We start from the raw sequence: 22154 nt of genomic DNA, 5'->3' as shown, positions 1-22154 counted from the left end.
TTACTTGAAGGAGTAGACTTCGACCATTCACGATTCAAGGAGATAGAAAAAATGAACAACACGACCAAGCTCGCGGGCATCGGCCTCGTGGCCTGCGCCGCCTGCTGCGCTGCTCCGCTGCTGACCCTTGCCACTGGAGCGGGCATCGCAGCCGGGGCCGCCGTGTCCTATTGGGGGCCGTTGGCCCTCATGGTTGCCTTGCCAATGGGAAGTCTTCTCCTCTTGTCGCGCCACAAAGCTGTTGCGGGCGGAAGCACGTTTGCGATGTCTGCCAGCGACTGCGGTTGCGGTTCATGTACTACGGACGCGAAGGCGGAAACGCCCATCGCCTGCACGCTGGATGCGGGCGACTTCAAGACTCGCACGGCGAGGATCGAGGCGCTTGCGTCGCGCCATCTGCGCAGTGTGTCGCGCAAGCCGCTGTCAATCGAACTGACCTATGCCGCCGACGCCTTACCCGAGCTGCGGGACCTTGTTCGCAAGGAAACCGAATGCTGCGCCTTCCTCGACTTCGATCTCGCCGCGAGCCCTGATGGTGTACGTCTGAAGATTACCGCGCCCGAGGCGGCCCGCGACGCCGCCGACACGCTCTTCGCCCACTTTGCACCGCCTTCCATATCCAAGAACCTGGAGATTGCATGATGAACCGCCGCCTGTTCCTTTCCACCGCTTCCGCCCTCCTTCTGACGCTCTCCGCAGGCCGGATCGCCACTGCGGCCGATGAAATTGTTCCCGGCTTCGCAACGGCAGCCGAAGCCGGAGTACCGGTGCTCGTCCACGTCACCGCCCCTTGGTGCGAGGTCTGCCGGGCGCAGAAGCCGGTTGTCGCCAAATTGCTCGGAACTGGTGACTTTGCGAAGATGAAGAAGTTTGACATCGACTTCGACAGTCAGAAGGACGTGCTCAAAAAGCTGAGGGTGCAGTCGCAAAGCACGATGGTTCTGTTCAAGAATGGCAAGGAGATCGACAGGAGTGTGGGCGTCAGCGATCCCTCCAAGATCGAAGCATTCTTGCGCAAGGCGCTCTGACGATGGTGGCACTCGCATTCCTAGCGGGCGTCCTGTCGATCCTGTCGCCCTGCGTCCTGCCATTGGTGCCCGTCGTCATGGCAGGCGCGGCGGCTGAGCACAGGGCCGCTCCGGTTGCGCTGGCTGCTGGCGTCGCGATGTCGTTCACGGCGATAGGCGTGTTTATCGCTGCGATAGGGTTCTCCATCGGCCTCGACATGACGATGTTCAGGACAACCTCGGCCGTGCTGCTGATCCTTGTCGGCGCGGTCCTCGTCATGCCGCAGCTCCACGCGAGGTTCGCGACGGCTGCTGGGCCGTTGAGCGACTGGACTCAGAACCGCTTTCGTGGAATGTCCACGTCCGGGATCGGAGGGCAATTCGGCGTCGGGTTGCTTCTCGGCGCGGTCTGGACGCCGTGCGTCGGACCTACGCTTGGCGCGGCTTCTGTCATGGCGGCAAGAGGCGAAAACCTCTGGACCGTAAGCATGACGATGCTGGCCTTCGGCATTGGGGCTGCCCTTCCACTCCTTCTTTTGGGGATGCTGTCGCGCGAGGCGCTTCTGCGTTGGCGGGGGAAGATGGCGAGATCGGCGGGCGGCATCAAGATGGCTTTGGGGGTGTTGTTGATCGTGGCTGGGACGATGACCCTGACCGGAACGGACAGGACGGTACAGACGGCGCTCGAACGTGTGGTGCCGGACTGGATAATCGGCCTGACGACGAAAATTTGACGGCTTCCGGTAGCTATCCCTGTCATTCCATGGAAACTTTTATGAACACGAAAACGACGAAAGCGCTGCCATTGACGATCCTCCGCGAAACACTCGAAGACCATCAGATCAGCATCTATTTTGGTGCTGTCGTCCTCGGTGCAATTGCCGCCCTTACTCTACCCGGAACAACGGCGCTGGAGATCGGCATCAATCCCGCACTCGCATTCATGCTGTTCGTGACCTTCCTGCAGGTTCCGCTTGCAGACCTGCGACAGGCTTTCTCGCGCTTCCGCTTTCTCGGGGTCCTGCTTCTAACGAACTTCGTGGTTGTTCCTGCTTTGGTGGGAATCCTCGTCCAGTTCCTGCCACCCGATCCGATGGTGCGTCTCGGCGTGCTGCTGGTGCTCCTCGCGCCATGCATCGACTACGTGGTCACCTTCTCCCATCTCGGCCGCGCCGACGCACGACTTCTTCTCGCAGCGACGCCCGCACTCCTGATCGTCCAGATGCTGTTGTTGCCCGTGTATCTTGGTCTCTTCCTTGGTCCTGAAGCGGGGTCTCTCATTCAGGTGGGACCGTTTGTGCATGCGTTCGTCTGGCTGATCGCCGTCCCCCTCGTGCTTGCCGTTGTCGTCCAGATATGGGCTGGGCGAAGCAGTGGAGGAAGCCGCGTCTCGTCGGGACTCGGACTGCTCCCCGTCCCTGCAACCGCACTCGTCCTTCTGATCGTCGTCTTGGCTGTAGTTCCGCAACTAGGCGCAGCTCTCGATGATGCCTTGCGGGTGGTGCCGATCTATATGGCGTTTGCGGTCGTTGCTCCTTTGGCCGGTTGGGGTGTGAGCAGGCTGTTCCGGCTCTCCGCGCCTGCCGGACGGGCCGTCGCCTTCAGCGCGGCCACGCGCAACTCGCTGGTTGTCCTGCCCTTGGCCTTTGCGGTTCCCGGTGCTGTCCCCTTGCTCCCGGCAATCATTGTGACGCAGACGCTGGTCGAGCTTGTGAGCGAGCTGGTCTATGTGCGGTTGGCTCCAAGATTCGGCAAAAACCCTTCAGGCCGGGCAGCCGACAGCATCTGACAGGAAGAAGAGCCGCCCAGGGCGCTTGAACGGAACACTGCGATGAAACTCTCCGGTGATTATGCCACAGCCTGATGTTCCGCTCGTGCAGCCGTCCAAACTTCCTTTGCCGCGTCCAAGTTCATCCAGGCTATACCTAAGCCCACGATCAGGTCTGGCCATGGCGAATGCCACAGGTAAAACGTTGCAGCTCCGGCCGCGATGATCGCAATGTTGGCGATGGCGTCGTTACGCGCGGAGAGGAAAGCCGCCTTGGTAAGTGAGCCCCTTGCATCACGGTAAGCCGCCAGAAGATAGGCGCATGAGACGTTGACAATTAGGGCACCGACGCCTGTCAGGCTGAGGGCGAGTGGCTCCGGGGGAACAGGGACCTGAAATTTGTGCCATGCCGTCCAGAGGAACGCGATTGCCGGAGCGAGCAGTATAATCGACATGGCCATTCCGGCACGCGCCCGGTTCCTGGTGGACCAGGCCATCGCCACGAAGATCAGCAGATTGACGGAAGCGTCCTCGAAGAAGTCGGCGCTGTCCGCCAGAAGTGATGCCGATCCGATCCTCAGTGCGACAACGAACTCAACGCCGAAATACGCTAGGTTCGCGAGCGCGACGATCAAAACTATCCGCCGGATTGCGTTGTCCATAAACTATTGCTCCTGTTACCTGGAGCATCGCTTACATCGGACTCACTTGTGGTGCCAGACTTTCCATGCCGAGACGATCAGGATCACGGCAAGCAGTGGTAGCAGAAGTCCGTTGGGCACGATCCCAAGCAACAACCCGCCAATGAACGCGCCAACTATCGAGCCAACCGCCATCGTGAGGAGAAACACCTTGTTGCGGCCGAGGACGGAAAAGCTCTGGTCACGGCTATATCGGGTGAATCCTACGAGCATCGTTGGGAGGCTGACCGCTAGCGACAGACTGCCCGCCAGCTTTATATCCGCCCCGAACAATAGCACGAGCGTCGGGATCAAAAGCTCCCCTCCAGCTACCCCAAGGAGCGACGCCACGATCCCGATGATAAAGCCTGCCGCGATGCCAGCAACGATTTGAGCTGTCCCTATGAGAACAGGCTGCCCTGCGGTGGCATCGTGGCCGAGTATGAGGACGACTGCGATCAACGCCAGCATGATGCTGATTACTTTATACAGCGTCTCAGACCGCAGCCTCACTGCCCAACCAGCGCCAAACCACGCGCCCAGCAGGCTTCCTGCCAAGAGGTTGACGACGATGGTCCAATGGTCAGCTATGGCGCTGAACGGGACGGTCGCGGCACGGAATGGAAGAGCTGACGCCACGACGACAAGGCTCATCGCCTTGTTTAGGATAACGGCCTCAAGCGCGGCGAAATTGAAGAACCCGATCAGAAGCGGTAGCCGGAACTCGGCTCCGCCGAGCCCGATCAGTCCCCCGAGCGTACCGATTAAGGCTCCTCCGCCGAAAGATGCTGGAGCACTTTGTGACGTCGTCATAGCAGCAGCAGGCTCGGACATGCGGTTCCTTCGGATCGATATAGTTGGTGGAACCTATCGACCATTGCGGCACACGTCGAGACAAGAAGATCGAGCCGTCCCTCCGGGCCATGCAATAAGCAACAGGGGGCACTTTGAAGCGTGCAACAATGTTACCAAGTGTAGTGAAACGGGGCGGTATCAAAAGCAACAATCGCCTTAAAAACCGAGCTGCAACACCGTAATCCGTTGTGTACGACGCCAACCCCATACAACGTCGGGAGCATTACGCACTCACTCACCCAGCTTCAGTGCCGAAACCGCACTCTTTGGAACAGGAAGAGAGGAGAGCAAAGGCTAATGAGCTGTGCTTGACGCCGCCTGGCATGATTTCGTCGCCAAGGGCCGCGACCTCCCCGACAGCGCCGAGTTCAGCCTCGACGTTCGCTGCCAGGACCGCAATATGCTGGAGGCAATGCACGCACTCGTCCTCCAGCACGTGACGCGTATCGAGAACGAACGCGCCGTGCACTTCGATCTCGGCCAGACGCTGCGGACCAGTCCGGCGCTCTGCAGCCAGCCGCTGATCGCCAGGCTGACCGAGGCGGCAGAAACCGTCCGCGTGCAGCCGGCGTTGATCCCGTGAGGCCGGCATTCCGTCGGGCATGATCTTCATCCGCAACCGCAACGGATCACATAATCCGCAGGAGGCTATGGAGATCGGCGATTTCGAAATCGCCACAGCCATCCTCGCAGCCTGGCAATTGATCGCCAGCGGTCGACAATTCGCGCTGCCGGCTTCTAGTGCAGCGACGATTTCGGCTGCCTGTTATTGTTGGCAGCGTCCCGGGTGAAAACATTTCGCTCACGACCAGCCGGCAATGCTCTGCAGGAACAGGCCGGCGGCCCGTGACAGCGGATATTTTTCGCCGCTGAGCAGGCAATATGTGACCGGCAGGTCCGGTTCAAGCGCGACGAATCGCAAGGGCAGCGCCGCGTATTCGCGGGCGATCAGTTCACTGACCAACGCAATGCCAAGACCCTCGGCGGCCAGAGCGCAGGCGCTTGCGACGGAATGCGCCTCCAGCAACGGCCGCTGTCGCAAGCCGTGCTGATAGAACAGCGCCTCAAGCTGATGGCGGACGGGCCGTTCACGATTGAGGACGATGAGATCGTGGCCCTTCAGCTCGGCGATCGTCAGCGACGACCGCTCGGCGAGCGGATGATCCCGATGCATTACGCAGACGATCCGCGACGGCAGCAGCTTTTCCTGCCGCAGTCCAGGAGTTGCCAGCGGCAGGCGCGCGAAACCGATATCGGCTTCGCCATCGGCAACCATACGTTCGAGTGCCAGATAATTGCCGGAGGCCAGTTCCACGCGCATCGGGCCGTTGGCGGCAAGAAAATCTCGGATCATCTTAGGTATCCGGTTCGACGACAGACTGGCCGGAAAAGCAAGTCTCAGCAGCATGTCGCGGGAACGCCCGCTCTCCAATTCGATGGCCGCCGTTTTAAGCACACGCAGGCGATCTGCGATGGCTCGGATTTCCGGCCCGAGTTGCAGGCCTTCACGCGTCGGCGCCAGGCGGTTCTTGTCACGCTCGAACAAGCGAACGCCGAGATAATCCTCCAGCTGCTGCAGTAGCCGGCTTGCATTCGATTGCGAAATGCCGAGCTCCAATGCTGCGGCAACCGTCGAGCCGGTGGCGGCGATCGCGTCATAGGCCTCGATATGCTTCAGGCTGATCGCCGCCTTCACCATGGAGAACCCCTTCCTTCGATAGACTTATTCGAAAACCGCATAAGATTGCGGCCTTCGTCGAAGTCGAACACTTTTGCCCGTGTACCAAGCGCAGCGAAAGACATTCGTCAATGACCACGATCCTACTCGATATCGCACGACAGCTTTCAGCGCGGACGGAGTTTTCGTCTCTTGCCATGGAGCGTGCCCGCGATGCGGTTATCGACACGCTCGGATGCATGATGGCGGGCATCAAGGATCCAAGCGTAGCGGCGGTTACCGCGGCTTTCGGCAGTGAGATATCCGGCAGCGGTTCCGGATGGCTTGTCACAGGCGGATACGCGTCGCCCTCGGTGGCGGCACTTGTGAACGGCACGGCGGCCCATGCGCTCGATTTCGATGATAATTTTCATCCCGCCCGGGCTCATGCGTCCGCAGTTCTGGTGCCGGCCCTGCTCGCTACCCTACATCCGCAGCGCCCGATCAGCGGCAAGCAGTTTCTGGAAGCCTATCTCACAGGGCTCGAGGCCCAGGCGGCGGTCGGCTTCGGGATCAATCCCTCCCATTACAACAGAGGCTGGCATGGCACTTCCACGGTCGGCACGATCGGAACGGCCGCCGGCGTCGCGCGCCTGCTCGGCGCCAACATCGAGGAGACGGCGCAGGCCATGAGCCTGGCCACCTCGATGGCATCCGGCCCCAAGGGCCAGTTCGGCACCCCCGCCAAACCGCTGCATGCCGGAATTGCAGCGCGCAATGCAGTCGAAGCCGCCTTGCTGGCAATGTCAGGCAGCGGCGGCCGGCTCGACATCCTCGAGCGACCGCAGGGTTTTTTGGATCTCTTTGGCGGCGGTGAAGCCCGAGGTTGGGCGGACTGGCGGCTGGATGAAGCCCATGTCATTGAAACCCGCGGTCTCGTCACCAAGCGCCATCCCTGCTGCGCCTCGACGCATCGGGCAATCGACGCACTTTTCGACCTGAAACAGGAACATCGGCTGAGTGCCGGTGAGATCGATCGTATCGACGTCAAAGTCGGGATTTCAGCCGCCCGCAATCTTGCTTATCCGCGGCCCGAGAACGAGATGCAGGCCCGCTTCTCGATGCCGTATTGCCTTGCGAGGGCGATGCTGCAGGACACGCTCAGCCTGTCGGACTTCGCGCCCGCCGCCCTTCGACAGGCCGGCGTCCTTGCGCTGATGTCGCGGATCGAGATGCATTCCTACACATCAGGCGAGGAGCACGGTCATGATCGTCTTCCGCATGTGCTGACTGTGACATTGCGGGACGGTACGGGCCTGTCCAGCCAACGGCTTCATGCCAAGGGATCGATCGAGGCCCCCCTCGATGCCGGCCAGCGACGAAGCAAATTCTTCGATTGCGTTCATTGGGGCTCCGGAAATGCGACCGATGATCTCTACGACAATCTCCAGGATCTCTCTCAGTCGACGTCGGTATCAAATCTCCTGAATTTGCTTGCGGCGTCGTCTTGAACGGGGGCGCACATACGAAGGTCGACATGATGAGTCCGCACCGTTTCAACGAATGCTTGCACCACATCCGGTGGACGCCAATCAACCTTGCGGCTACCTTCCAGTGCGACCGCTGGTGGATCGAAGCGTGGGAGACGGGTAGCGAGGAGGTCACCGCCGGCCTTTCGGTCGGTCGCATCGACGCCTTGAAACGACCATACCGTGCTATATGCGCCTGCCCGTTTCGATCATCGGAACGAACCGTCTTTATCTTTGTATAGCCGCCCTCTTCTAGGCTAGCCATCTGTCTCGGCGGATATCTTCAGGTCATTGCGAAGGGGATGGGAGCAACTTGGGATTTGGTCGGCCTCCAACAGATCTCCAGCGCAGATTGGGCACGCCAGCATAGCTTGAACATAGGCCTGGGCACTGGCCTCGAACATTGGGATCGATCATGACATTTCATGCAGACCATGCGGTGGGTATCCTGTTCGCCGCAACTGGCGGCATCGCCGTCTATCTCGGCCTGGACTACGGCTTCGGCGACCTTTCGGAAATGGGGCCGGGCGCCCTGCCCGTGCTGCTTGGCACGACACTCTCCCTCTTTGGCATAGCGCTCCTGATGAAAGCCACACTAGCGAATGCGGGCACGGTAGCAATTGCGCTCATACCGCGCGAGGAAATCCGGCCCTTCCTGGCGATCCTCGCGGCGCTCTTTGCCTTCAGCCTGCTTATCGATCGTGTTGGACTGCTGCCAAGCGTCGTCGCATTGGTCGGACTCGGCTGGCTTGCGGACAAACGCGGCCGACTGAAAGAATTGCCGGTCCTGACCCTGGCTATCGTCGCCATCATCCTGGGCATCTTCCATTTCGGTCTCGGCATTCCATTCCACCTGTTCGACTGGAGCATCTAGCGTGCTGGACTTCGTTTCTTCCATTGCGCTGGGGCTGCAAGTCGCCGCCAGCATCGACAACCTCTTCTATTGCTTTCTCGGCGTCACGCTCGGAACCGCAATCGGCGTACTACCGGGCGTAGGCCCGATCATCACCATCTCGCTGCTCCTGCCGCTGACTTTCGGACTACCGCCAGAAGGTTCGGTGATCCTGCTTGCCGGCATCTATTATGGCGCCGCCTATGGCGGATCGACGACCTCGATCTTGCTCAATCTTCCCGGCGAAGCATCGTCGGCGGTCACCTGCCTGGATGGCTACCAGATGGCACGTCAGGGCCGGGCAGGCTCGGCGCTCGCCATTGCCGCGCTTGGTTCCTTCTTTGCCGGCACCGTCGGCACTCTGCTGATCGCGCTTGCGGCACCCGCCATGGCCTCGGTGGCCGCGAAATTCGGCTCAGCGGAATATGCCGCCCTCGTCTTCTGCGCGCTTGTCGCTACCGCCTCGATTGCCAAGGGCGGTTTCGTCAAGGGCATCGGCTCAGCAGTTCTCGGCGTGCTTCTGGGCTTGGCGGGCGCCGATGTCGCCTCCGGCGTCTTCCGCTTCACCTTCGGGATTGCGGAACTGCGTGACGGTATCGACTTCGCGGTGCTTGCCGTCGGCCTTTTCGCGGTATCGGAAATCATCACCACAATCGGCAGCACGGGGACGCCGGAACTGGTCACCTCCAAGGTCGGCCGTCTCTGGCCGAACCGCGAGGAATTCCGTCAGGCTTGGCCGGCCGTATTGCGCGGCACGGCGCTCGGGTCGTTCCTCGGCATGCTGCCCGGCGCAGGCCTGGCGATGAGTTCGTTCTCCGCCTACATGGTCGAGAAGAGCATTTCGAAACAGCCCGGTCGTTTCGGCAGCGGCGCGGTTCAAGGTGTTGCGGCTCCCGAGGCGGCCAACAATGCGGCATCGCAGACCGCCTTCATCCCCACTCTGATGCTCGGCGTGCCCGGCAGCCCGGTCATGGCGCTCTTCCTCGGCGCGCTGCTGATCCAGGGCGTCAATCCGGGCCCGAGCATGATTACCAACAATCCGCAGCTTTTCTGGGGACTGGTCGGATCGATGTGGATCGGCAACCTGATGCTCGTCATCCTCAATCTGCCGCTGATCGGCCTGTGGGTGAAGCTGCTGACGGTGCCTTATCACTGGCTCTATCTGTTCGTGCTCGCCTTTGCCTGCGTTGGGGTCTTTTCGATCGGTTTCTCATCCTTGCAGATCCTGACGCTCGTCATCTTCGGGGCCATCGGCTACCTCCTGAAGCGTGCCGACTGCAGCCTTGCCATGTTCATCCTCGGCTTCGTGCTCGGGCCAATGTTCGAGGAGAATTTCAGACGTGCCCTGTCTCTGTCGCGCGGCGATCCGATGACCTTTATCAACCGCCCGATCAGCCTCACCTTCGTGGTCCTCGGCATCGCGATCCTGCTGGCTGCCACCACATCTTTTGTAAGGAAAGGCGCACAGGAGGCGGCGGATTGAGGCCTACGTCGTCCTCCGGGCGGCCGTAAATCCGAGGAATGTTAACGATGCACTACCCACGCAGCTTTCGGAACAGAGCGCCAATCTCCTCGGCTTCCTCCAAATTGAGAAGAGCCGTCGCCAGTTCCTGGCCCGCCGCGTCGGAAATCACGCCACGAACATTCGCCCGGAATTTCTGCAGATAGCCCTCGCGGGCGACCGGGTTGCGGCGGGTACCCGGCATATCCTCGATCGCGTGGGAGAGTTCTCGTCCATCTTTCAGGCGGACGGAGACCGTCGCACGCGAACGGCTGATATCGTGTGCGGCCAGCAAATCCGGCCGGTGGATGACCTTATCGGCCATCGCGTTGATGACCGGGTTGACGAGGCTCTCCGGCGCGTAGGCATCCTTGTCCATCCGGCCAAGCACCAGAGCTTCGGCGACCGTATGTTGCAAGCTGATACGCCCGTGCCAGGAGGTCCGCGGCCGGCGCTTTTCTTCGACCGGCTCGCAGACGGTCGCAAAGGAACGGGGCATTATATCGCAATAGATGACGTCCACATCTTCCGGCTTGACGCCATGAGCATCGCGAAGCTCGATCGCCGCGGCGATGAACGGGATCATCGTATATGCGCAAGGATGCGCCTTCGAGGCGATATTCAACACTTCCCAGCGCTCGCCGAGTTCGTCCGTCAGCGCCGAAAAACGGAACTCGGGCTTGGACTGAAAATAGCTCTTGAACCAGCCGAACTTGCCTTCGAAGACCGGATAGGGACCGGAAATGCCCTGGTTCGCCAGTGCGACAGCGCGGATTGCCGACGATGCCGCCATGCCGATATGCAAGGTTTTGGTCGAGGTACCGTCCTCGAACGAGGCAATCGAGCCCGCCGAAAGGCTGGCCGCCGTGCCGATCGCATGCACCGTCTGCTCGACCGAAAAGCGCCGTAGATGCGCAAGCCCCCAGACTGCGCCGAAGACGCCATAGACGGAACTCGGATGGAACCCCACCTCATGCATCCGCACCGGTGAGACGAGGCCGAGACGGCATAACAGCTCGCTGCCGATCAGCGCGGCGTCCAGCAGGTTTTTACCCGAAAGACCGAGACGCTCGCATTCCGGCAGCAGGGCCGACAGCACGACGCCGGTCGGATGGATGTTCGACTGGATATGTGTGTCGTCGAATTCGAGAACCGCGGACATGACCCCGTTGATGAAGGCCGCACTCGCTGGTGTCGACGGCGCAGCGTCCGTCACGGAAAAGGCGCTCCCCTGGCCGCCGTCCGATTCCGCCACGGAGCGCCGTGCGGCCGAAACTAAGTCGAGCCGGCTCGATGCGATCATCACGCCGACGACGTCCAAAATCCGCAATTTCGTATTTTCCAGGACGTCTGCCGGAACCGTATCGAGCGGAAACCCTGTCATCCATTCCGCCACCTTGGCGCTCAGGGTTGGGACGGTCGAGCGTCTCTCCTGCATATTTGGATCCTTGTTGGCCTATACTAAAACAATACGCGCCAGCAGGTCCGCGCATGTTGGTGTGGCTGTCTTATACGGATTGCTCGGATGGGTTATTTCTTGGGGAGCTCCATGCTCTTCAGCAACTCGCCGAAATAGGCATATTCGGCCTCAAGCTCCTGCTGAAGCTGCACGCTGGTGCGGAAGCGCGGCGAGAAGCCAGCGCGGGTGAGAGCTGCGCGGAATTCCGGGCTGGCATCGGCGTCCTTCAACGCCTTCTCGATCATGGCGACAAGTTCCTTCGGCGTGCCGGCGGGTACCATGACAGCCTGCCAGCCACCGGAGCGGATGTCCTTCAGGCCCACTTCCCGGAACGTCGGCACATCGGGGAAGTCAGGCAAGCGTGCCTCGCTCGGCACGGCGATGGGCACGAGCTTGCCTTCGCGCGACGGCGGAATGACCATTGCATCGATAACGAACTGCACATCTCCTGAGAGAAGCGCCTGAACCGCCTGCGAGGCCCCACTATAGGGAATATGCCTGGCAGTGACGCCTACAGTCCGCAGAAAATCCACGCCGATAATATGGCCGGTCGAACCGACACCCACCGAGGCATAGTTCAGGGTTCCCGGATTAGCTTTTCCGTAGGCCACCAGTTCCTGATAGTTTTTCACCCCGAGCGATGCCGGCACACTCAGCATGCGCACGGATTCACTGACATTGGCGATGGCGACGAAATCCTTGAGCGGATCGAAACCGATCTTGGTGATATGCGGTGCGGTCGTGAAGATGGCGCTGCCGGCGAGAAGCAGCGTCCCTCCATCCGGCTTGGCGCGAGCCGCCTTTTCGGTGCCGATCGTGCCGCTGGCGCCACCGATGTTCTCGATGACCACCGTGGTCTTGAGACGCTTGCTGAGTTCCTCCGCGATCATACGGCCGGTTATGTCACCGCCGCCGCCAGGGGCGTAGGGCACGATCATGCGCACCGTCGAGATGGGATACTGATCGGCCGCCCAGGCGCCCACCGTATAAAACAGCACCCCCGCCGCCGCACCCAGGCCATTCCTCATCCAATTTTTCCAGCGAACCATGATCCCCTCCCTTGATGCCCGGCAACTGCAGAGATCGCATATTGGTATCCGCATTGCGGAATTGCAAAAGATTGCTACGGACGTTTCGAAGCGCGGAATTGCAGCTTTTAAGAGCAGACGAGGCGACGCAGATGCTCTTCGCCATCGAGAAGCTTTGGCTATAAGACGCTGGCGGAGGTGTCCCGACAGAAACTCCGCGCCCAGATCAGGCACACCAGATAAGCTTGGAAAGCGCGCAGGTCGCGGTTCGCCATGAATTCTACATAGTGCACACCTTTGCCGACAGGTCCCAGTTGCACGAAGTCTCCGTTTATACCACTGTGTAGCGGTGACAGAGGGTGCAGTGATGGATCAGAAGAAGCCGAACCCGATTGACGTACATGTGGGATCAAGAATCCGATTGAGGCGGGCCATGCTGAAGGTGTCTCAGGAGAAACTGGCCGACGGACTTGGGATTACTTTCCAGCAAGTGCAGAAATACGAAAAGGGAGCCAATCGGGTTGGCGCCAGTCGTCTTCAGATGATTGCAACTATACTGGACACGCCTGTTGGCTATTTCTTTGCCGATGCGCCAATCCCGTCATCGACGACCGATAGCAAGCCTGTCGTGCACGAGGAAGATGCGGTGACCTCCTTTCTGGCAACCCGCGAGGGCGTGGAACTCAATCTGGCATTCCAGAGGGTTGCGAATGCGAAGCTGCGCCAAAACATCGTTCAACTCGTCAAATCCTTGGGGGCCCCGTCAGGTCTGGATCGCGATCACGCGGATCCGGGCGCAACGCGTTAGCGGACCGTTCCGATGCTCCGGCTTGTGACATTCGGAGGCCTTTGGCTTGCTAACGGGGAACGAGGGACAGTGCCACTGCCACAGAAGGCACTGTTCGGCCTCGCCTATATGTTGGCCAGCGGTGAATCTGAGCTGCCGCGGGATTATCTGGCGCGGCTGCTTTGGGCAGGCGATCAAGACGCCGCCAAGATCAACTTTCGAAAGATGACCGAGCGCGTGCGCAAATGCGCCATGGACGGCTGGCCCGCGCCACTCGATTTCACGGCTTCGACCGTACAGCGATCCGCCGAGCCCCTTGAGGCGGATTTCTCCGTCTTCTCCAATGATCTTGAAGCGCTGCCGCGATTGAACGCGATGTCGAAATTGATGACGCGGCAGTTTATGGATGAAGCCAATTTACCCGTCGGCCTGAAACCATGGGTCGAGAAACAACGGTCGGTCCAGTGGCAACGTTTTCGCGCGGGGCTCTTCGAGGCACAAGCCGCCGCGGCAAGTCGGTCGGAATGGGCCGATGTCAAGGATAGCGCAAAACAACTCCTCGAACGCGATCCGGGCGATTCCGCCGTACGTGAGGTGCTGCTTGGGGCGCATCGTCACGATGACCAAATTGGATCCTCCAGATCATCGGTCAGTCGAGCTGAGTTCACGTCGCCCATGGGGACAGCGATCGTCCCCTCAATGCCCATGGAACTGCCCCGGCTGGTATTGCTTCCTCCCCAGGAAGCGGAGCAAAACGCGGCTTATCCAGCCCGCGCATTGATGGAAGATATCACGATAAGTCTTTGCTCCTTGAGGACGGTGGCGGTCGTTGCTCCGTATACGGCTGCCCGCATCCGGCAGGATGCGGATAAGATGGCTCAGCTGGAGAGACATTCCATCTCCTACGTCCTCGACACGAACATCAGCAGCGAAGGTCTATTCGTGCAGATGATCTTCCTTCCCTCGGACAGCGTTTTGTGGGCGGAACGCTTCCGCCTCAATGCCAGCTCGCTTGCTTCACACCGCAGACAAGTGGCGCAGATGATCGTGATGGCAATCAGCGGCCACCTCCAGCGCACCGAAATTGTGCTCGCCGATTACCGTGCTCATCCGGACGTCTATAGGTCCTATCTCGCAAGCGCCCAGCATCTCAACAAGTTCACGCTCCCTGACGTGCGCCGGGCCAGAAATGCATTTCGAGAAACGCTGCGAATGCGCGGGGATTTCGCGCCGGCGTTGGCGGGTTTGTCCCGTACCTACTCCTGGGAATGGGTCTTGACGGCACGGGGAGAGACCGAACTGCTGGTTCAGGCAGAAGAAACAGCAAGAAAAGCGGTGGCCCTGGAGCCGGAACTGGCATCGGCGCACCGCGAGCTTGGGCTATCGAGGCTTTACCGCGGCGATGTCGACGGGAGCCTGGAGGCATTCGATCGCGCGGAAGGATTGAGCCCACACCTTGCCGACGCAATATGCGGGTATGCCGACGCTCTGGTTCATGCATCGAAGCCCGCCGATGGGTTGGCAAAGATCAACAAAGCGATCCGTCTCAATCCGATATGCCCGGACGACTATTTCTGGATTGCGGCCGGCGCCAGCTATTTCCTGGGTGAATTTCATCAGGCTATCAGCTACATCGACCGAATGGGAGACTCCTCGTCGGCCCGGAGATTGCTTGCGGCGAGTTATGCTATGGCTGGCGATACCGCGAAGGCACGCGCCCATCGCCGCAAGGCTCAGGAGCTCAATCCGCAATTCGATCTCGACAAATGGCTCTCCGTGCTGCCGGTCAAAGAGCAATGGCAGAAGGAACTCTACCGGGAAGGCCTGGTAAAAGCCGGTTTTTAGATTTTTAGTACCAAAACCAAGGGGGTAACATATGGCAAGAGTTGTGATAATCGGGCTGCCCGGAGACAATCAGCTTTATCTGGCGGACATTGATGCGGGAACGGTCCTGCCGATGCAGCCGCCCGTTTCCGGGCCGCTGGCTGCGGCAAACGATCTTAGAAATGCTGGGGGAACAATTGTCAAAGACGTCAATTTGGCGGTTGCAGTCTCTTCCTCTGAACAGGCTTTCTCCGGTGTCTTCGATGGCTAAGCTGCCGACGGCGTAAGCGATGGACCGCATCTGCTCGCCCGAGGAGACCTATGAGCGGGTGCGTCCTTTTCTGAAGACGCTCGGGATAACCCGCATTGGCCGCCAGACCGGACTGGATCATATCGATATTCCGGTCTGGTGCGCCTATACTCCAAACGCCAAATCGATCGTGGTTGCTCAAGGCAAAGGGCTCACCGATGCCGATGCGAGAACGTCCGCGGTCATGGAGGCCATAGAGCGGGCTGTCGCTTGCGATCCGTTCCTGTCAATCAGGAATGTTTCCGCGTCAGCTTTTTCGGATGCCGGCGAGCGTGTCGACTTGCTTGTGCCGCTCCTTGGCCGGAACCAGTCCCCTCCCCGGGCAACTGACACTATGGCATTTGTGGCGGGAGAAGACCTCTTTAGTTTTGATCGCGTCTACGTTCCGGCCGAGGCCGTGTCACTCGATCGGAGCCTGTCGAACTGCCGGTACTGGCAATCTTCGGATGGCCTTGCATCGGGTAACACGCATGACGAGGCCATTTTCCACGGCCTTCTCGAGCGCATCGAACGCGACGCTCATGTCTTGTGGCAGGTTCTTCCCGAATCGAGCCAGCACTCCAGGTGCCTGAAACCCGACGCATTCAGCGATGAGGACGTTAGGTCCCTTATCGCGAAGATCGAGGATGCGGGCATCCTGCTGCGCATGTTCGACATGACAAGCGATATCGGCATACCATGTATCGGCGCCTTCCTTGCGGCGAAAACCGCGCTCGCGTCCCATGCGCCAAGGTATGTCGACGTGACGTTCGGCTCTGGTGCCCACCCATCCCCGGAGCGCGCTGCAGTGCGCGCGCTGACGGAAGCCGCACAGTCCCGGGTCACCTATATCAGTGGCGCACGTGACGACGTATTCCATGAGACCTATCGGCGACCACTGCCCGAGAGGTTGCTAAAGTTGTTTTCTGCTGATCCCTCACGCGGCGTGCCCTTGCCCGGTCCAAACGACCTCGCAGGAATCTTGGGGAACTTGAAACGGTCGGGTATCACGCAGGCAATCGCCGTTCGATTGAGCGAGCCGGCATTACCCTTCGCGGTCGTCAAGATATTGGTGCCTGGACTGGAAAGTCCTGAGGGAGAGCGACGGCACAGATTTGGCGACAGGGCGATGACAGCATCGTTTACCTCATGAAAGTACTCTTTGTCGGTCCAAGCCTGCCGGAGGCAAGACGTTTCGTCGCTGATGATATTACTGTGAGGCCGCCGGCGATGCAGGGAGATGTGCGGCGGGCGGTCGACGAAGGTGCGCGGGCCATCGGATTGATTGATGGTGCTTTCGAGTATGTGGCCCCCGTCTGGCACAAGGAAATTCTCTACGGTCTCTCGAAAGGCGTGGCGATCTTTGGAGCAGCGAGCATGGGAGCCTTGCGGGCGGCAGAATGTCACGCCTTCGGCATGACTGGCATTGGAGAAATCTTCGCGGCCTATGCGAGCGAAACCCGTATCGACGATGCGGACGTCGCGCTGCTGCATGGACCGGAAGAGCTTGGATATGTCGCCGTCACCATCCCGATGGTCAATGTCGACGCGACGATCGCCGGCTGTTGCACGCACGGCCTGATCGACGTTCAGGAGGCGCGGCGTCTCAAAGAAAGCGCGCGATCTTTGTTCTTCAAGGTCCGCAGCTGGAACGCGATCGTGGCAAACTGCCCGGAAATTGCGAGTGCCCGCGCCAACGAGGTGCTGCGAATTCTTCGCCACAACTATGTGGACCAAAAAAGAGCGGACGCCATCGCCCTGATCGACGCTCTGCGCCGGGCCGGCACGTATTCTCCCTCCACCCACTTTGAATTTAACCGAACGTCTCTCTGGCGTGATGGCTAGCGTCATCAGCCATGCGTTGTGTCACGCCGATGTCACGCCCGACGACCCTCAAAGAGTTTTAGGTTGCCCGCACAAGTTGGGGGTCGGTGCATGGCATACTCGGATTTGCAAACTGATATGGAAGTAGAACTCGTCGCTCTGGCGAGGCTAGTGATCTACGCGAGAGAGATCGCAAAAGGCCTCAAATCGATCGAGGTCGAGGCTGGACTCTCCGTGACGCTTGAAGCGATCACCAAGGAGCTTACTGGTGATCCAGATGTTACGGCGACCAAGCACTCACGCAAAACATCAAGTCAAACCTATCAATGAGCGGGAACCGCGATCGGATCATGGTCGACGGTTGAGGTCGCTGGACGGTGCAGTGGGGGCGGCACGAAGGGCTCGACGGGCGGTATGGAAAGCACGTCGAGCCCTTGCCGCAGTGGGGGTAACCGCTGGGGGCGGCCCTGCGGCAGTGGAACTTCCACACGGCTGTCGCCGTCGTCCAGTTCGGTCAGGGAGTGTAGCGAATATCTGGTAAACTTCCACCGCAACCGACGAGTATTGGGACAACTTTTGCAGGCACATGATCTCGTGGGCGCACCGGGTCAACCTGACAGCAATCAACTCCGGCTGAACACCGTCAAAATTGGATGAGACTGGCATGAACGCGAGACCATCAAAAGCACCTTCTGCTGAGGAAAGTATATCGGCCTTCGGAGTTCCGACCACGCCCAATGGCACGTCTGCCATGAGCCTGCGCGGCCCAAAGTGGTCGTGGGTTCAGGTTGACCGCAGAACGGTTGCTGTTTCTCTAGGCCTTCTGAGCGGGCTTTGGTTATTGGGAGCCGCAATCCTTGTCTATCTACTCACATAGAGCGTTGATTGATCTCATGCTGCACTGCGTGTCGGTTCCCGCGTTGAGGGCTTCCTGACAGACGGCGCGGACGTGCCCCGCCTCGGGGCTTCCAGCCGTCACAGGTCCAGGCTTTCTTGATCGCATCCTCAAAAGGCCATTGAGCCAAATATGATCCGCGACCTCTTGTGGGGCCGGTTGACTTGCCAACTCGGAGGACTACTCTTTCAGTGATCGCAAACATATCCGCGCGAAGATGATGGCGGATGATGTGGCAATTGGGCAACCTTGAGGAGGATGAGGTTTGCCATGACTTATCGTGTTGTTCTGTTGATCGGCGCGTCCATCGTCGCCGTTTCGTCGTTTGATGCCCTAGCTCAGGAAGGTGACGCGACGGCGGGCGCCACCGTTTTCAAGAAATGCGCGACCTGTCATGTCGTCGATTCCGATACGAACAAAGTCGGTCCGTCGCTGAACAAGCTGTTCGGCCGAAAGGCCGGAACGCATCCCAATTTCGCCTATTCGACCGGGATGAAGGCGGCCGGAGACGGCGGTCTTGTCTGGGACGAGGCGGCGTTGCGCGACTATCTGCACAATCCAAAAGCGAAGGTGAAGGGCACCAAGATGGCCTTCGTTGGTGTGAAGGACGAGCAGGAGATCACCAATCTCATCGCCTATCTCAAGCAATATTCCCAGTGACAGTCTGAGAGACGACCGGGTGGACATGCCTAAATTGCAGTAATTGCCCATCTTTTCCATTCGTGCGATAATAACCCGATATTTCTGCAGAATGTGGTTTCACGGTCGACCTGCTCAGGGAGGGGCGGAAATGGCTGTTGTGCTGATTCTCGTCCTGATTGTCGTCGGCTCCGTGCTGTTCCATGTGCTGAGCCCGTGGTGGTGGACGCCGATCGCGTCCAACTGGACCTATATCGACAGCACGCTCGTCATCACCTTCTGGATCACCGGCATCGTCTTCGTGGCGGTGGTTTCGTTCATGGCCTATTGCGTCTTCCGCTTCCGGCACAAGCCAGGCAGCCAGGCGGCCTATGAGCCTGAAAACCGCAGGCTGGAATGGCTGCTCGCATCGGGAACGGCAGTCGGCGTCGCGGCGATGCTGGCGCCTGGCCTCGTGGTTTGGAACCAGTTCATCACGGTGCCTGACGATGCCGTACCGGTCGAGGTCGTCAGCCAGCAGTGGCTGTGGAGCTTCCGCCTGCCGGGCGCGGACGGAAAGCTCGGCCGCGCGGAGACGCGCGACGTCAGCGCCGAAAATCCGCTCGGCCTGAACAAGAACGACGCAAGCGGCCTCGACGACGTGATTATCGAGGGCGGCGAGTTGCATCTGCCGGTCGGCAAGCCGGTGCGCATATTGCTGCGCTCCGTCGATGTCCTCCACGATTTCTATGTGCCGGAATTCCGCGCCAAGATGGACATGATCCCCGGCATGATCACCTATTTCTGGTTCACGCCGACGCGGACGGGAAGCTTCGAGATTCTCTGTGCCGAGCTCTGCGGCATCGGCCATGCGCAAATGCGCGGGACCGTCGTCGTCGAGGAAGCGGCGGACTATCAGACCTGGCTCGGGCAGCAGCAGACATTCACCCAGCTTATGGCATCGGGAGAGCCGCCGCCGGCAAATTGAACCGGCGAAGCGGTTTCAGGCCGCATCGGAAGGAAAGGGAAGAGACATCATGGTCGAGATTCCATCCGGCAGCGCCGGCGCCATCCCCTCCGCCGAGGTCGAGGATGTCGAGCTTTATCATCCGAAAAGCTGGTGGACGAAATATGTGTTCAGCCAGGATGCCAAGATCATCGCCGTGCAATATTCGGTCACCGCCATCTCGATCGGCCTTGTGGCGCTGGTGCTCTCCTGGCTGATGCGTCTGCAGCTTGCCTTTCCCGGCTATTTCGCCTTCATCGATGCCGATCACTATTATCAGTTCATCACCATGCACGGCATGATCATGGTGATCTATCTCCTGACCGCGCTGTTCCTCGGCGGCTTCGGCAATTACCTCATTCCGCTGATGGTCGGCGCGCGAGACATGGTGTTCCCTTACGCGAACATGCTGAGCTACTGGATCTATCTGCTGGCCGTACTGATCCTGGCCGCGGGCTTTTTCGCCCCCGGCGGCCCGACAGGGGCCGGCTGGACGCTCTATCCCCCGCAGGCCGTCCTGTCAGGTACGCCCGGCGGCAAGGACTGGGGCATCCTCCTCATGCTCTCCTCGCTGATCGTCTTCATCATCGGTTTCACCATGGGTGGCCTGAACTATGTGGTGACGGTGCTGCAGGGACGCGCGCGCGGCATGACGCTGATGCGCATGCCGCTCACCGTCTGGGGCATCTTCACCGCCACCGTGATGGCGCTGCTCGCTTTCCCTGCCCTGTTCGTCGCCTGCGTCATGATGCTGTTCGACCGCCTGCTCGGCACGAGCTTCTTCATGCCTGCCATCGTCGAAATGGGCGAGCAGCTGCAACATGGCGGCGGCAGCCCGATCCTGTTCCAGCACCTGTTCTGGTTCTTCGGCCATCCGGAGGTCTATATCGTCGCACTACCGGCCTTCGGCATCGTTTCGGACCTGATCAGCACGCATGCGCGCAAGAACATCTTCGGCTACCGCATGATGGTCTGGGCGATCGTTGTCATCGGCGCGCTCAGTTTCATCGTCTGGGCGCACCATATGTATGTCAGCGGCATGAACCCGGCCTTCGGCTTCTTCTTCGCCACCACGACCTTGATCATCGCCGTCCCGACGGCGATCAAGGTCTACAATTGGGTGCTGACGCTATGGCGCGGCGATATCCACCTGACGCTGCCGATGCTCTTTGCGCTCGCCTTCATCGTCACCTTCGTCAATGGTGGCCTGACGGGCCTGTTCCTCGGCAATGTCGTCGTCGACGTGCCACTGTCGGATACGATGTTCGTCGTCGCGCATTTCCACATGGTCATGGGCGTGGCGCCGATCCTCGTCATCTTCGGGGCGATCTGTCACTGGTATCCGAAGGTGACGGGACGCATGCTGAACGAGACGCTCGGCCAGATCCACTTCTGGACCACCTTCCTTGGCACCTATGCGATCTTCTTCCCGATGCATTACCTCGGCCTGCTCGGCGTGCCGCGCCGCTACTTCGAGATGGGAGAGACGGCCTTCGTTCCGCCTTCGGCCCATACGCTGAACATCTTCATAACGGTCATGGCGCTGATCGTCGGGGCCGCGCAGATGGTTTTCCTGTTCAATCTGGTCTGGAGCCTTTTCCGCGGCAGGGAGGCAGGTGGCAATCCATGGCGGGCAACGACGCTGGAATGGCAGACGCCGCAGACGCCGCCTGCCCACGGCAACTGGGGCAAGGAGCTGCCGGTGGTCTACCGCTGGGCCTATGACTACAGCGTGCCGGGAGCGGCCGAGGACTTCATTCCGCAGACCGTGCCGGCAGATCGCGGCATCACACGGGAGGTTCCGGCATGAGCGTCACGCTGATCTTCCTTGCCGTTATCGCCGCCATCATCGTCTGGTGGCTTTCCGGACAGCGGCTGGCCTCGAAACCCTGGCTCGAAACCGGGTCCGTGCAGCTGCCGGATCATCACGGCACCGATCGGCAACAGCCGCCCGTACCGGCGGTGAAAATCGGCCTCTTCGTGTTTCTCGGCGTCGTCGGCGCACTCTTCAGTCTTGCCGTCAGCGCTTATTTCATGCGCATGGCATCGACGGACTGGTGGGGCACACCCGTTCCCCGGCTGCTCTGGGTCAACACCGCAGCACTGGCCTTAAGCAGTGTCGCGCTGCAATGGGCGAGAAGAGAAGCGGGGCACGGTCACATGGAAAGCCTGCGGCCGGTGCTTGCCGCCGCATTTGCCCTTGCCCTCTTCTTTCTCGTTGGACAGGTCCAGGCATGGCGGGAACTGACGGCGGCCGGCTATGTGCTGGCCGACAATCCCGCCAACAGCTTCTTCTACATGCTCACCGGCCTGCACGGCCTGCATATCCTCGGCGGGCTCGCCGTGCTCGCGCACACGACGGCCAGGGCATTTTCAACCGACGTCGCGCCGGACAGGCTGCGCCTCAGCATCGATCTTTCCGCCATCTATTCGCATTTCATGCTCGCCGTCTGGCTCTTGCTCTTTGCGCTCTTTGCCGGCTGGGCGAATGATTTCTTCGATCTCTGCCGCACATTGCTGACCTAGGGCCGAACC

General features: G+C 60.1%; 23 protein-coding genes and 1 pseudogene. 19 read left to right on the top strand and 5 right to left on the bottom strand.

Translation table 11 applies throughout. The features are described from left to right. Positions 1–51 precede the first annotated feature (51 nt). Genes ACSQ3G_RS26135 through ACSQ3G_RS26120 form a run of 4 tightly spaced genes read left to right on the top strand, consistent with a single transcriptional unit; the run spans position 52 to position 2796 of the window. Positions 52–642 carry a hypothetical protein gene (locus tag ACSQ3G_RS26135; protein WP_436109889.1) on the top strand — a complete coding sequence of 197 codons (591 nt, stop codon included), beginning with the start codon at positions 52–54 and terminating at the stop codon, positions 640–642. Next, positions 639–1028, top strand: a complete 390-nt coding sequence (locus tag ACSQ3G_RS26130) for a thioredoxin family protein (RefSeq protein WP_436109890.1) — start codon at positions 639–641, stop codon at positions 1026–1028. The genes ACSQ3G_RS26135 and ACSQ3G_RS26130 overlap by 4 nt, the downstream gene beginning before the upstream one ends. A 2-nt stretch (positions 1029–1030) precedes the next feature. Next, on the top strand, positions 1031–1741 hold the full coding sequence (locus ACSQ3G_RS26125) for a cytochrome c biogenesis CcdA family protein (RefSeq protein WP_436109891.1): 711 nt from the start codon (positions 1031–1033) through the stop codon (positions 1739–1741). Beyond that, entirely contained in the window at positions 1738–2796 is a 1059-nt protein-coding gene (locus ACSQ3G_RS26120) for an arsenic resistance protein (RefSeq protein ID WP_436109892.1), read from the top strand. The genes ACSQ3G_RS26125 and ACSQ3G_RS26120 overlap by 4 nt, the downstream gene beginning before the upstream one ends. A 59-nt stretch (positions 2797–2855) precedes the next feature. Here ACSQ3G_RS26120 and ACSQ3G_RS26115 read toward each other — a convergent pair whose 3' ends face one another. Then, positions 2856–3437: a cation efflux transmembrane domain-containing protein gene (locus ACSQ3G_RS26115; RefSeq protein ID WP_436109893.1), complete on the bottom strand. Its 582-nt coding sequence runs from the start codon at positions 3435–3437 to the stop codon at positions 2856–2858. 42 nt (positions 3438–3479) lie between these two features. Further along, the gene (locus ACSQ3G_RS26110; protein ID WP_436109894.1) at positions 3480–4289 is read right to left on the bottom strand and encodes a sulfite exporter TauE/SafE family protein; all 810 of its coding nucleotides are present in this window, start codon (positions 4287–4289) and stop codon (positions 3480–3482) included. Between the two features lie 325 nt (positions 4290–4614). Here ACSQ3G_RS26110 and ACSQ3G_RS26105 point away from each other — a divergent pair, with 325 nt between their 5' ends. Both ACSQ3G_RS26105 and ACSQ3G_RS26100 read left to right on the top strand, forming a co-directional pair. Further along, positions 4615–4893 (top strand): hypothetical protein, encoded by a 279-nt coding sequence (locus tag ACSQ3G_RS26105; RefSeq protein WP_436112310.1) that lies wholly within the window; start codon positions 4615–4617, stop codon positions 4891–4893. A gap of 19 nt (positions 4894–4912) precedes the next feature. Next, positions 4913–5101: a hypothetical protein gene (locus tag ACSQ3G_RS26100; protein WP_205837133.1), complete on the top strand. Its 189-nt coding sequence runs from the start codon at positions 4913–4915 to the stop codon at positions 5099–5101. Between the two features lie 11 nt (positions 5102–5112). Here ACSQ3G_RS26100 and ACSQ3G_RS26095 read toward each other — a convergent pair. Further along, positions 5113–6050, bottom strand: a pseudogene (locus ACSQ3G_RS26095) (LysR family transcriptional regulator). Positions 6051–6119: 69 nt separating this feature from the next. Here ACSQ3G_RS26095 and ACSQ3G_RS26090 point away from each other — a divergent pair. The 3 genes from ACSQ3G_RS26090 to ACSQ3G_RS26080 all read left to right on the top strand — a co-directional run bounded on the left by ACSQ3G_RS26090 (position 6120) and on the right by ACSQ3G_RS26080 (position 9871). Then, positions 6120–7478 carry an MmgE/PrpD family protein gene (locus tag ACSQ3G_RS26090; RefSeq protein WP_436112309.1) on the top strand — a complete coding sequence of 453 codons (1359 nt, stop codon included), beginning with the start codon at positions 6120–6122 and terminating at the stop codon, positions 7476–7478. Positions 7479–7911: 433 nt separating this feature from the next. Next, a complete protein-coding gene (locus ACSQ3G_RS26085; RefSeq protein ID WP_436112308.1) occupies positions 7912–8370 on the top strand; it encodes a tripartite tricarboxylate transporter TctB family protein in 459 nt (152 codons plus the stop codon). A 4-nt stretch (positions 8371–8374) separates the two neighbouring features. Further along, entirely contained in the window at positions 8375–9871 is a 1497-nt protein-coding gene (locus tag ACSQ3G_RS26080) for a tripartite tricarboxylate transporter permease (RefSeq protein WP_436113193.1), read from the top strand. Positions 9872–9923: 52 nt separating this feature from the next. Here the strand turns inward: ACSQ3G_RS26080 and ACSQ3G_RS26075 are convergent, their stop codons facing one another. Both ACSQ3G_RS26075 and ACSQ3G_RS26070 read right to left on the bottom strand, forming a co-directional pair. After that, positions 9924–11327: an MmgE/PrpD family protein gene (locus ACSQ3G_RS26075; protein ID WP_436112307.1), complete on the bottom strand. Its 1404-nt coding sequence runs from the start codon at positions 11325–11327 to the stop codon at positions 9924–9926. 92 nt (positions 11328–11419) lie between these two features. Continuing rightward, on the bottom strand, positions 11420–12376 hold the full coding sequence (locus tag ACSQ3G_RS26070; protein WP_436112306.1) for a Bug family tripartite tricarboxylate transporter substrate binding protein: 957 nt from the start codon (positions 12374–12376) through the stop codon (positions 11420–11422). A 367-nt stretch (positions 12377–12743) separates the two neighbouring features. On the opposite strand from ACSQ3G_RS26070, the gene ACSQ3G_RS26065 reads away from it, so the two are divergent. The 10 genes from ACSQ3G_RS26065 to ACSQ3G_RS26020 all read left to right on the top strand — a co-directional run bounded on the left by ACSQ3G_RS26065 (position 12744) and on the right by ACSQ3G_RS26020 (position 22145). Further along, positions 12744–13184 carry a helix-turn-helix domain-containing protein gene (locus ACSQ3G_RS26065; RefSeq protein WP_436112305.1) on the top strand — a complete coding sequence of 147 codons (441 nt, stop codon included), beginning with the start codon at positions 12744–12746 and terminating at the stop codon, positions 13182–13184. A gap of 69 nt (positions 13185–13253) precedes the next feature. Further along, the gene (locus ACSQ3G_RS26060; RefSeq protein ID WP_436112304.1) at positions 13254–15008 is read left to right on the top strand and encodes a tetratricopeptide repeat protein; all 1755 of its coding nucleotides are present in this window, start codon (positions 13254–13256) and stop codon (positions 15006–15008) included. Between the two features lie 31 nt (positions 15009–15039). Then, complete coding sequence (locus tag ACSQ3G_RS26055) at positions 15040–15258, top strand: hypothetical protein (protein WP_105403364.1); 219 nt, start codon at positions 15040–15042, stop codon at positions 15256–15258. Between the two features lie 19 nt (positions 15259–15277). Further along, positions 15278–16429 (top strand): YcaO-like family protein, encoded by a 1152-nt coding sequence (locus tag ACSQ3G_RS26050; RefSeq protein ID WP_436112303.1) that lies wholly within the window; start codon positions 15278–15280, stop codon positions 16427–16429. After that, the gene (locus ACSQ3G_RS26045) at positions 16426–17121 is read left to right on the top strand and encodes a TfuA-like protein (protein WP_436112302.1); all 696 of its coding nucleotides are present in this window, start codon (positions 16426–16428) and stop codon (positions 17119–17121) included. The genes ACSQ3G_RS26050 and ACSQ3G_RS26045 overlap by 4 nt, the downstream gene beginning before the upstream one ends. 90 nt (positions 17122–17211) lie before the next feature. Next, entirely contained in the window at positions 17212–17430 is a 219-nt protein-coding gene (locus ACSQ3G_RS26040) for a hypothetical protein (RefSeq protein WP_172724371.1), read from the top strand. An 835-nt stretch (positions 17431–18265) separates the two neighbouring features. Next, the gene (locus tag ACSQ3G_RS26035; RefSeq protein WP_436112301.1) at positions 18266–18655 is read left to right on the top strand and encodes a c-type cytochrome; all 390 of its coding nucleotides are present in this window, start codon (positions 18266–18268) and stop codon (positions 18653–18655) included. 130 nt (positions 18656–18785) lie between these two features. Beyond that, a complete protein-coding gene (locus ACSQ3G_RS26030) occupies positions 18786–19601 on the top strand; it encodes a cytochrome c oxidase subunit II (protein WP_436112300.1) in 816 nt (271 codons plus the stop codon). A 49-nt stretch (positions 19602–19650) separates the two neighbouring features. Next, positions 19651–21429 (top strand): cytochrome c oxidase subunit I, encoded by a 1779-nt coding sequence (locus ACSQ3G_RS26025; RefSeq protein WP_436112299.1) that lies wholly within the window; start codon positions 19651–19653, stop codon positions 21427–21429. Further along, entirely contained in the window at positions 21426–22145 is a 720-nt protein-coding gene (locus tag ACSQ3G_RS26020) for a cytochrome c oxidase subunit 3 (protein WP_436112298.1), read from the top strand. The genes ACSQ3G_RS26025 and ACSQ3G_RS26020 overlap by 4 nt, the downstream gene beginning before the upstream one ends. Positions 22146–22154 lie beyond the last annotated feature (9 nt).

Origin of the sequence: Neorhizobium tomejilense, assembly GCF_964254135.1 — a bacterium.
Lineage (GTDB): Bacteria > Pseudomonadota > Alphaproteobacteria > Rhizobiales > Rhizobiaceae > Neorhizobium > Neorhizobium tomejilense.
This window is presented reverse-complemented; position numbering and strand designations above follow the sequence as displayed.

Coding starts and splice junctions, on each gene's coding strand:
- ACSQ3G_RS26070 (WP_436112306.1), bottom strand. CDS start 12,376: ATGAGGAATGGCCTGGGTGCGGCGGCGGGGGTGCTGTTTTATACGGTG.
- ACSQ3G_RS26130 (WP_436109890.1), top strand. CDS start 639: ATGATGAACCGCCGCCTGTTCCTTTCCACCGCTTCCGCCCTCCTTCTG.
- ACSQ3G_RS26085 (WP_436112308.1), top strand. CDS start 7,912: ATGACATTTCATGCAGACCATGCGGTGGGTATCCTGTTCGCCGCAACT.
- ACSQ3G_RS26110 (WP_436109894.1), bottom strand. CDS start 4,289: ATGTCCGAGCCTGCTGCTGCTATGACGACGTCACAAAGTGCTCCAGCA.
- ACSQ3G_RS26040 (WP_172724371.1), top strand. CDS start 17,212: ATGGCATACTCGGATTTGCAAACTGATATGGAAGTAGAACTCGTCGCT.
- ACSQ3G_RS26090 (WP_436112309.1), top strand. CDS start 6,120: ATGACCACGATCCTACTCGATATCGCACGACAGCTTTCAGCGCGGACG.
- ACSQ3G_RS26030 (WP_436112300.1), top strand. CDS start 18,786: ATGGCTGTTGTGCTGATTCTCGTCCTGATTGTCGTCGGCTCCGTGCTG.
- ACSQ3G_RS26025 (WP_436112299.1), top strand. CDS start 19,651: ATGGTCGAGATTCCATCCGGCAGCGCCGGCGCCATCCCCTCCGCCGAG.
- ACSQ3G_RS26125 (WP_436109891.1), top strand. CDS start 1,031: ATGGTGGCACTCGCATTCCTAGCGGGCGTCCTGTCGATCCTGTCGCCC.
- ACSQ3G_RS26065 (WP_436112305.1), top strand. CDS start 12,744: ATGGATCAGAAGAAGCCGAACCCGATTGACGTACATGTGGGATCAAGA.
- ACSQ3G_RS26045 (WP_436112302.1), top strand. CDS start 16,426: ATGAAAGTACTCTTTGTCGGTCCAAGCCTGCCGGAGGCAAGACGTTTC.
- ACSQ3G_RS26135 (WP_436109889.1), top strand. CDS start 52: ATGAACAACACGACCAAGCTCGCGGGCATCGGCCTCGTGGCCTGCGCC.
- ACSQ3G_RS26050 (WP_436112303.1), top strand. CDS start 15,278: ATGGACCGCATCTGCTCGCCCGAGGAGACCTATGAGCGGGTGCGTCCT.
- ACSQ3G_RS26055 (WP_105403364.1), top strand. CDS start 15,040: ATGGCAAGAGTTGTGATAATCGGGCTGCCCGGAGACAATCAGCTTTAT.
- ACSQ3G_RS26035 (WP_436112301.1), top strand. CDS start 18,266: ATGACTTATCGTGTTGTTCTGTTGATCGGCGCGTCCATCGTCGCCGTT.
- ACSQ3G_RS26020 (WP_436112298.1), top strand. CDS start 21,426: ATGAGCGTCACGCTGATCTTCCTTGCCGTTATCGCCGCCATCATCGTC.
- ACSQ3G_RS26100 (WP_205837133.1), top strand. CDS start 4,913: ATGATCTTCATCCGCAACCGCAACGGATCACATAATCCGCAGGAGGCT.
- ACSQ3G_RS26075 (WP_436112307.1), bottom strand. CDS start 11,327: ATGCAGGAGAGACGCTCGACCGTCCCAACCCTGAGCGCCAAGGTGGCG.
- ACSQ3G_RS26115 (WP_436109893.1), bottom strand. CDS start 3,437: ATGGACAACGCAATCCGGCGGATAGTTTTGATCGTCGCGCTCGCGAAC.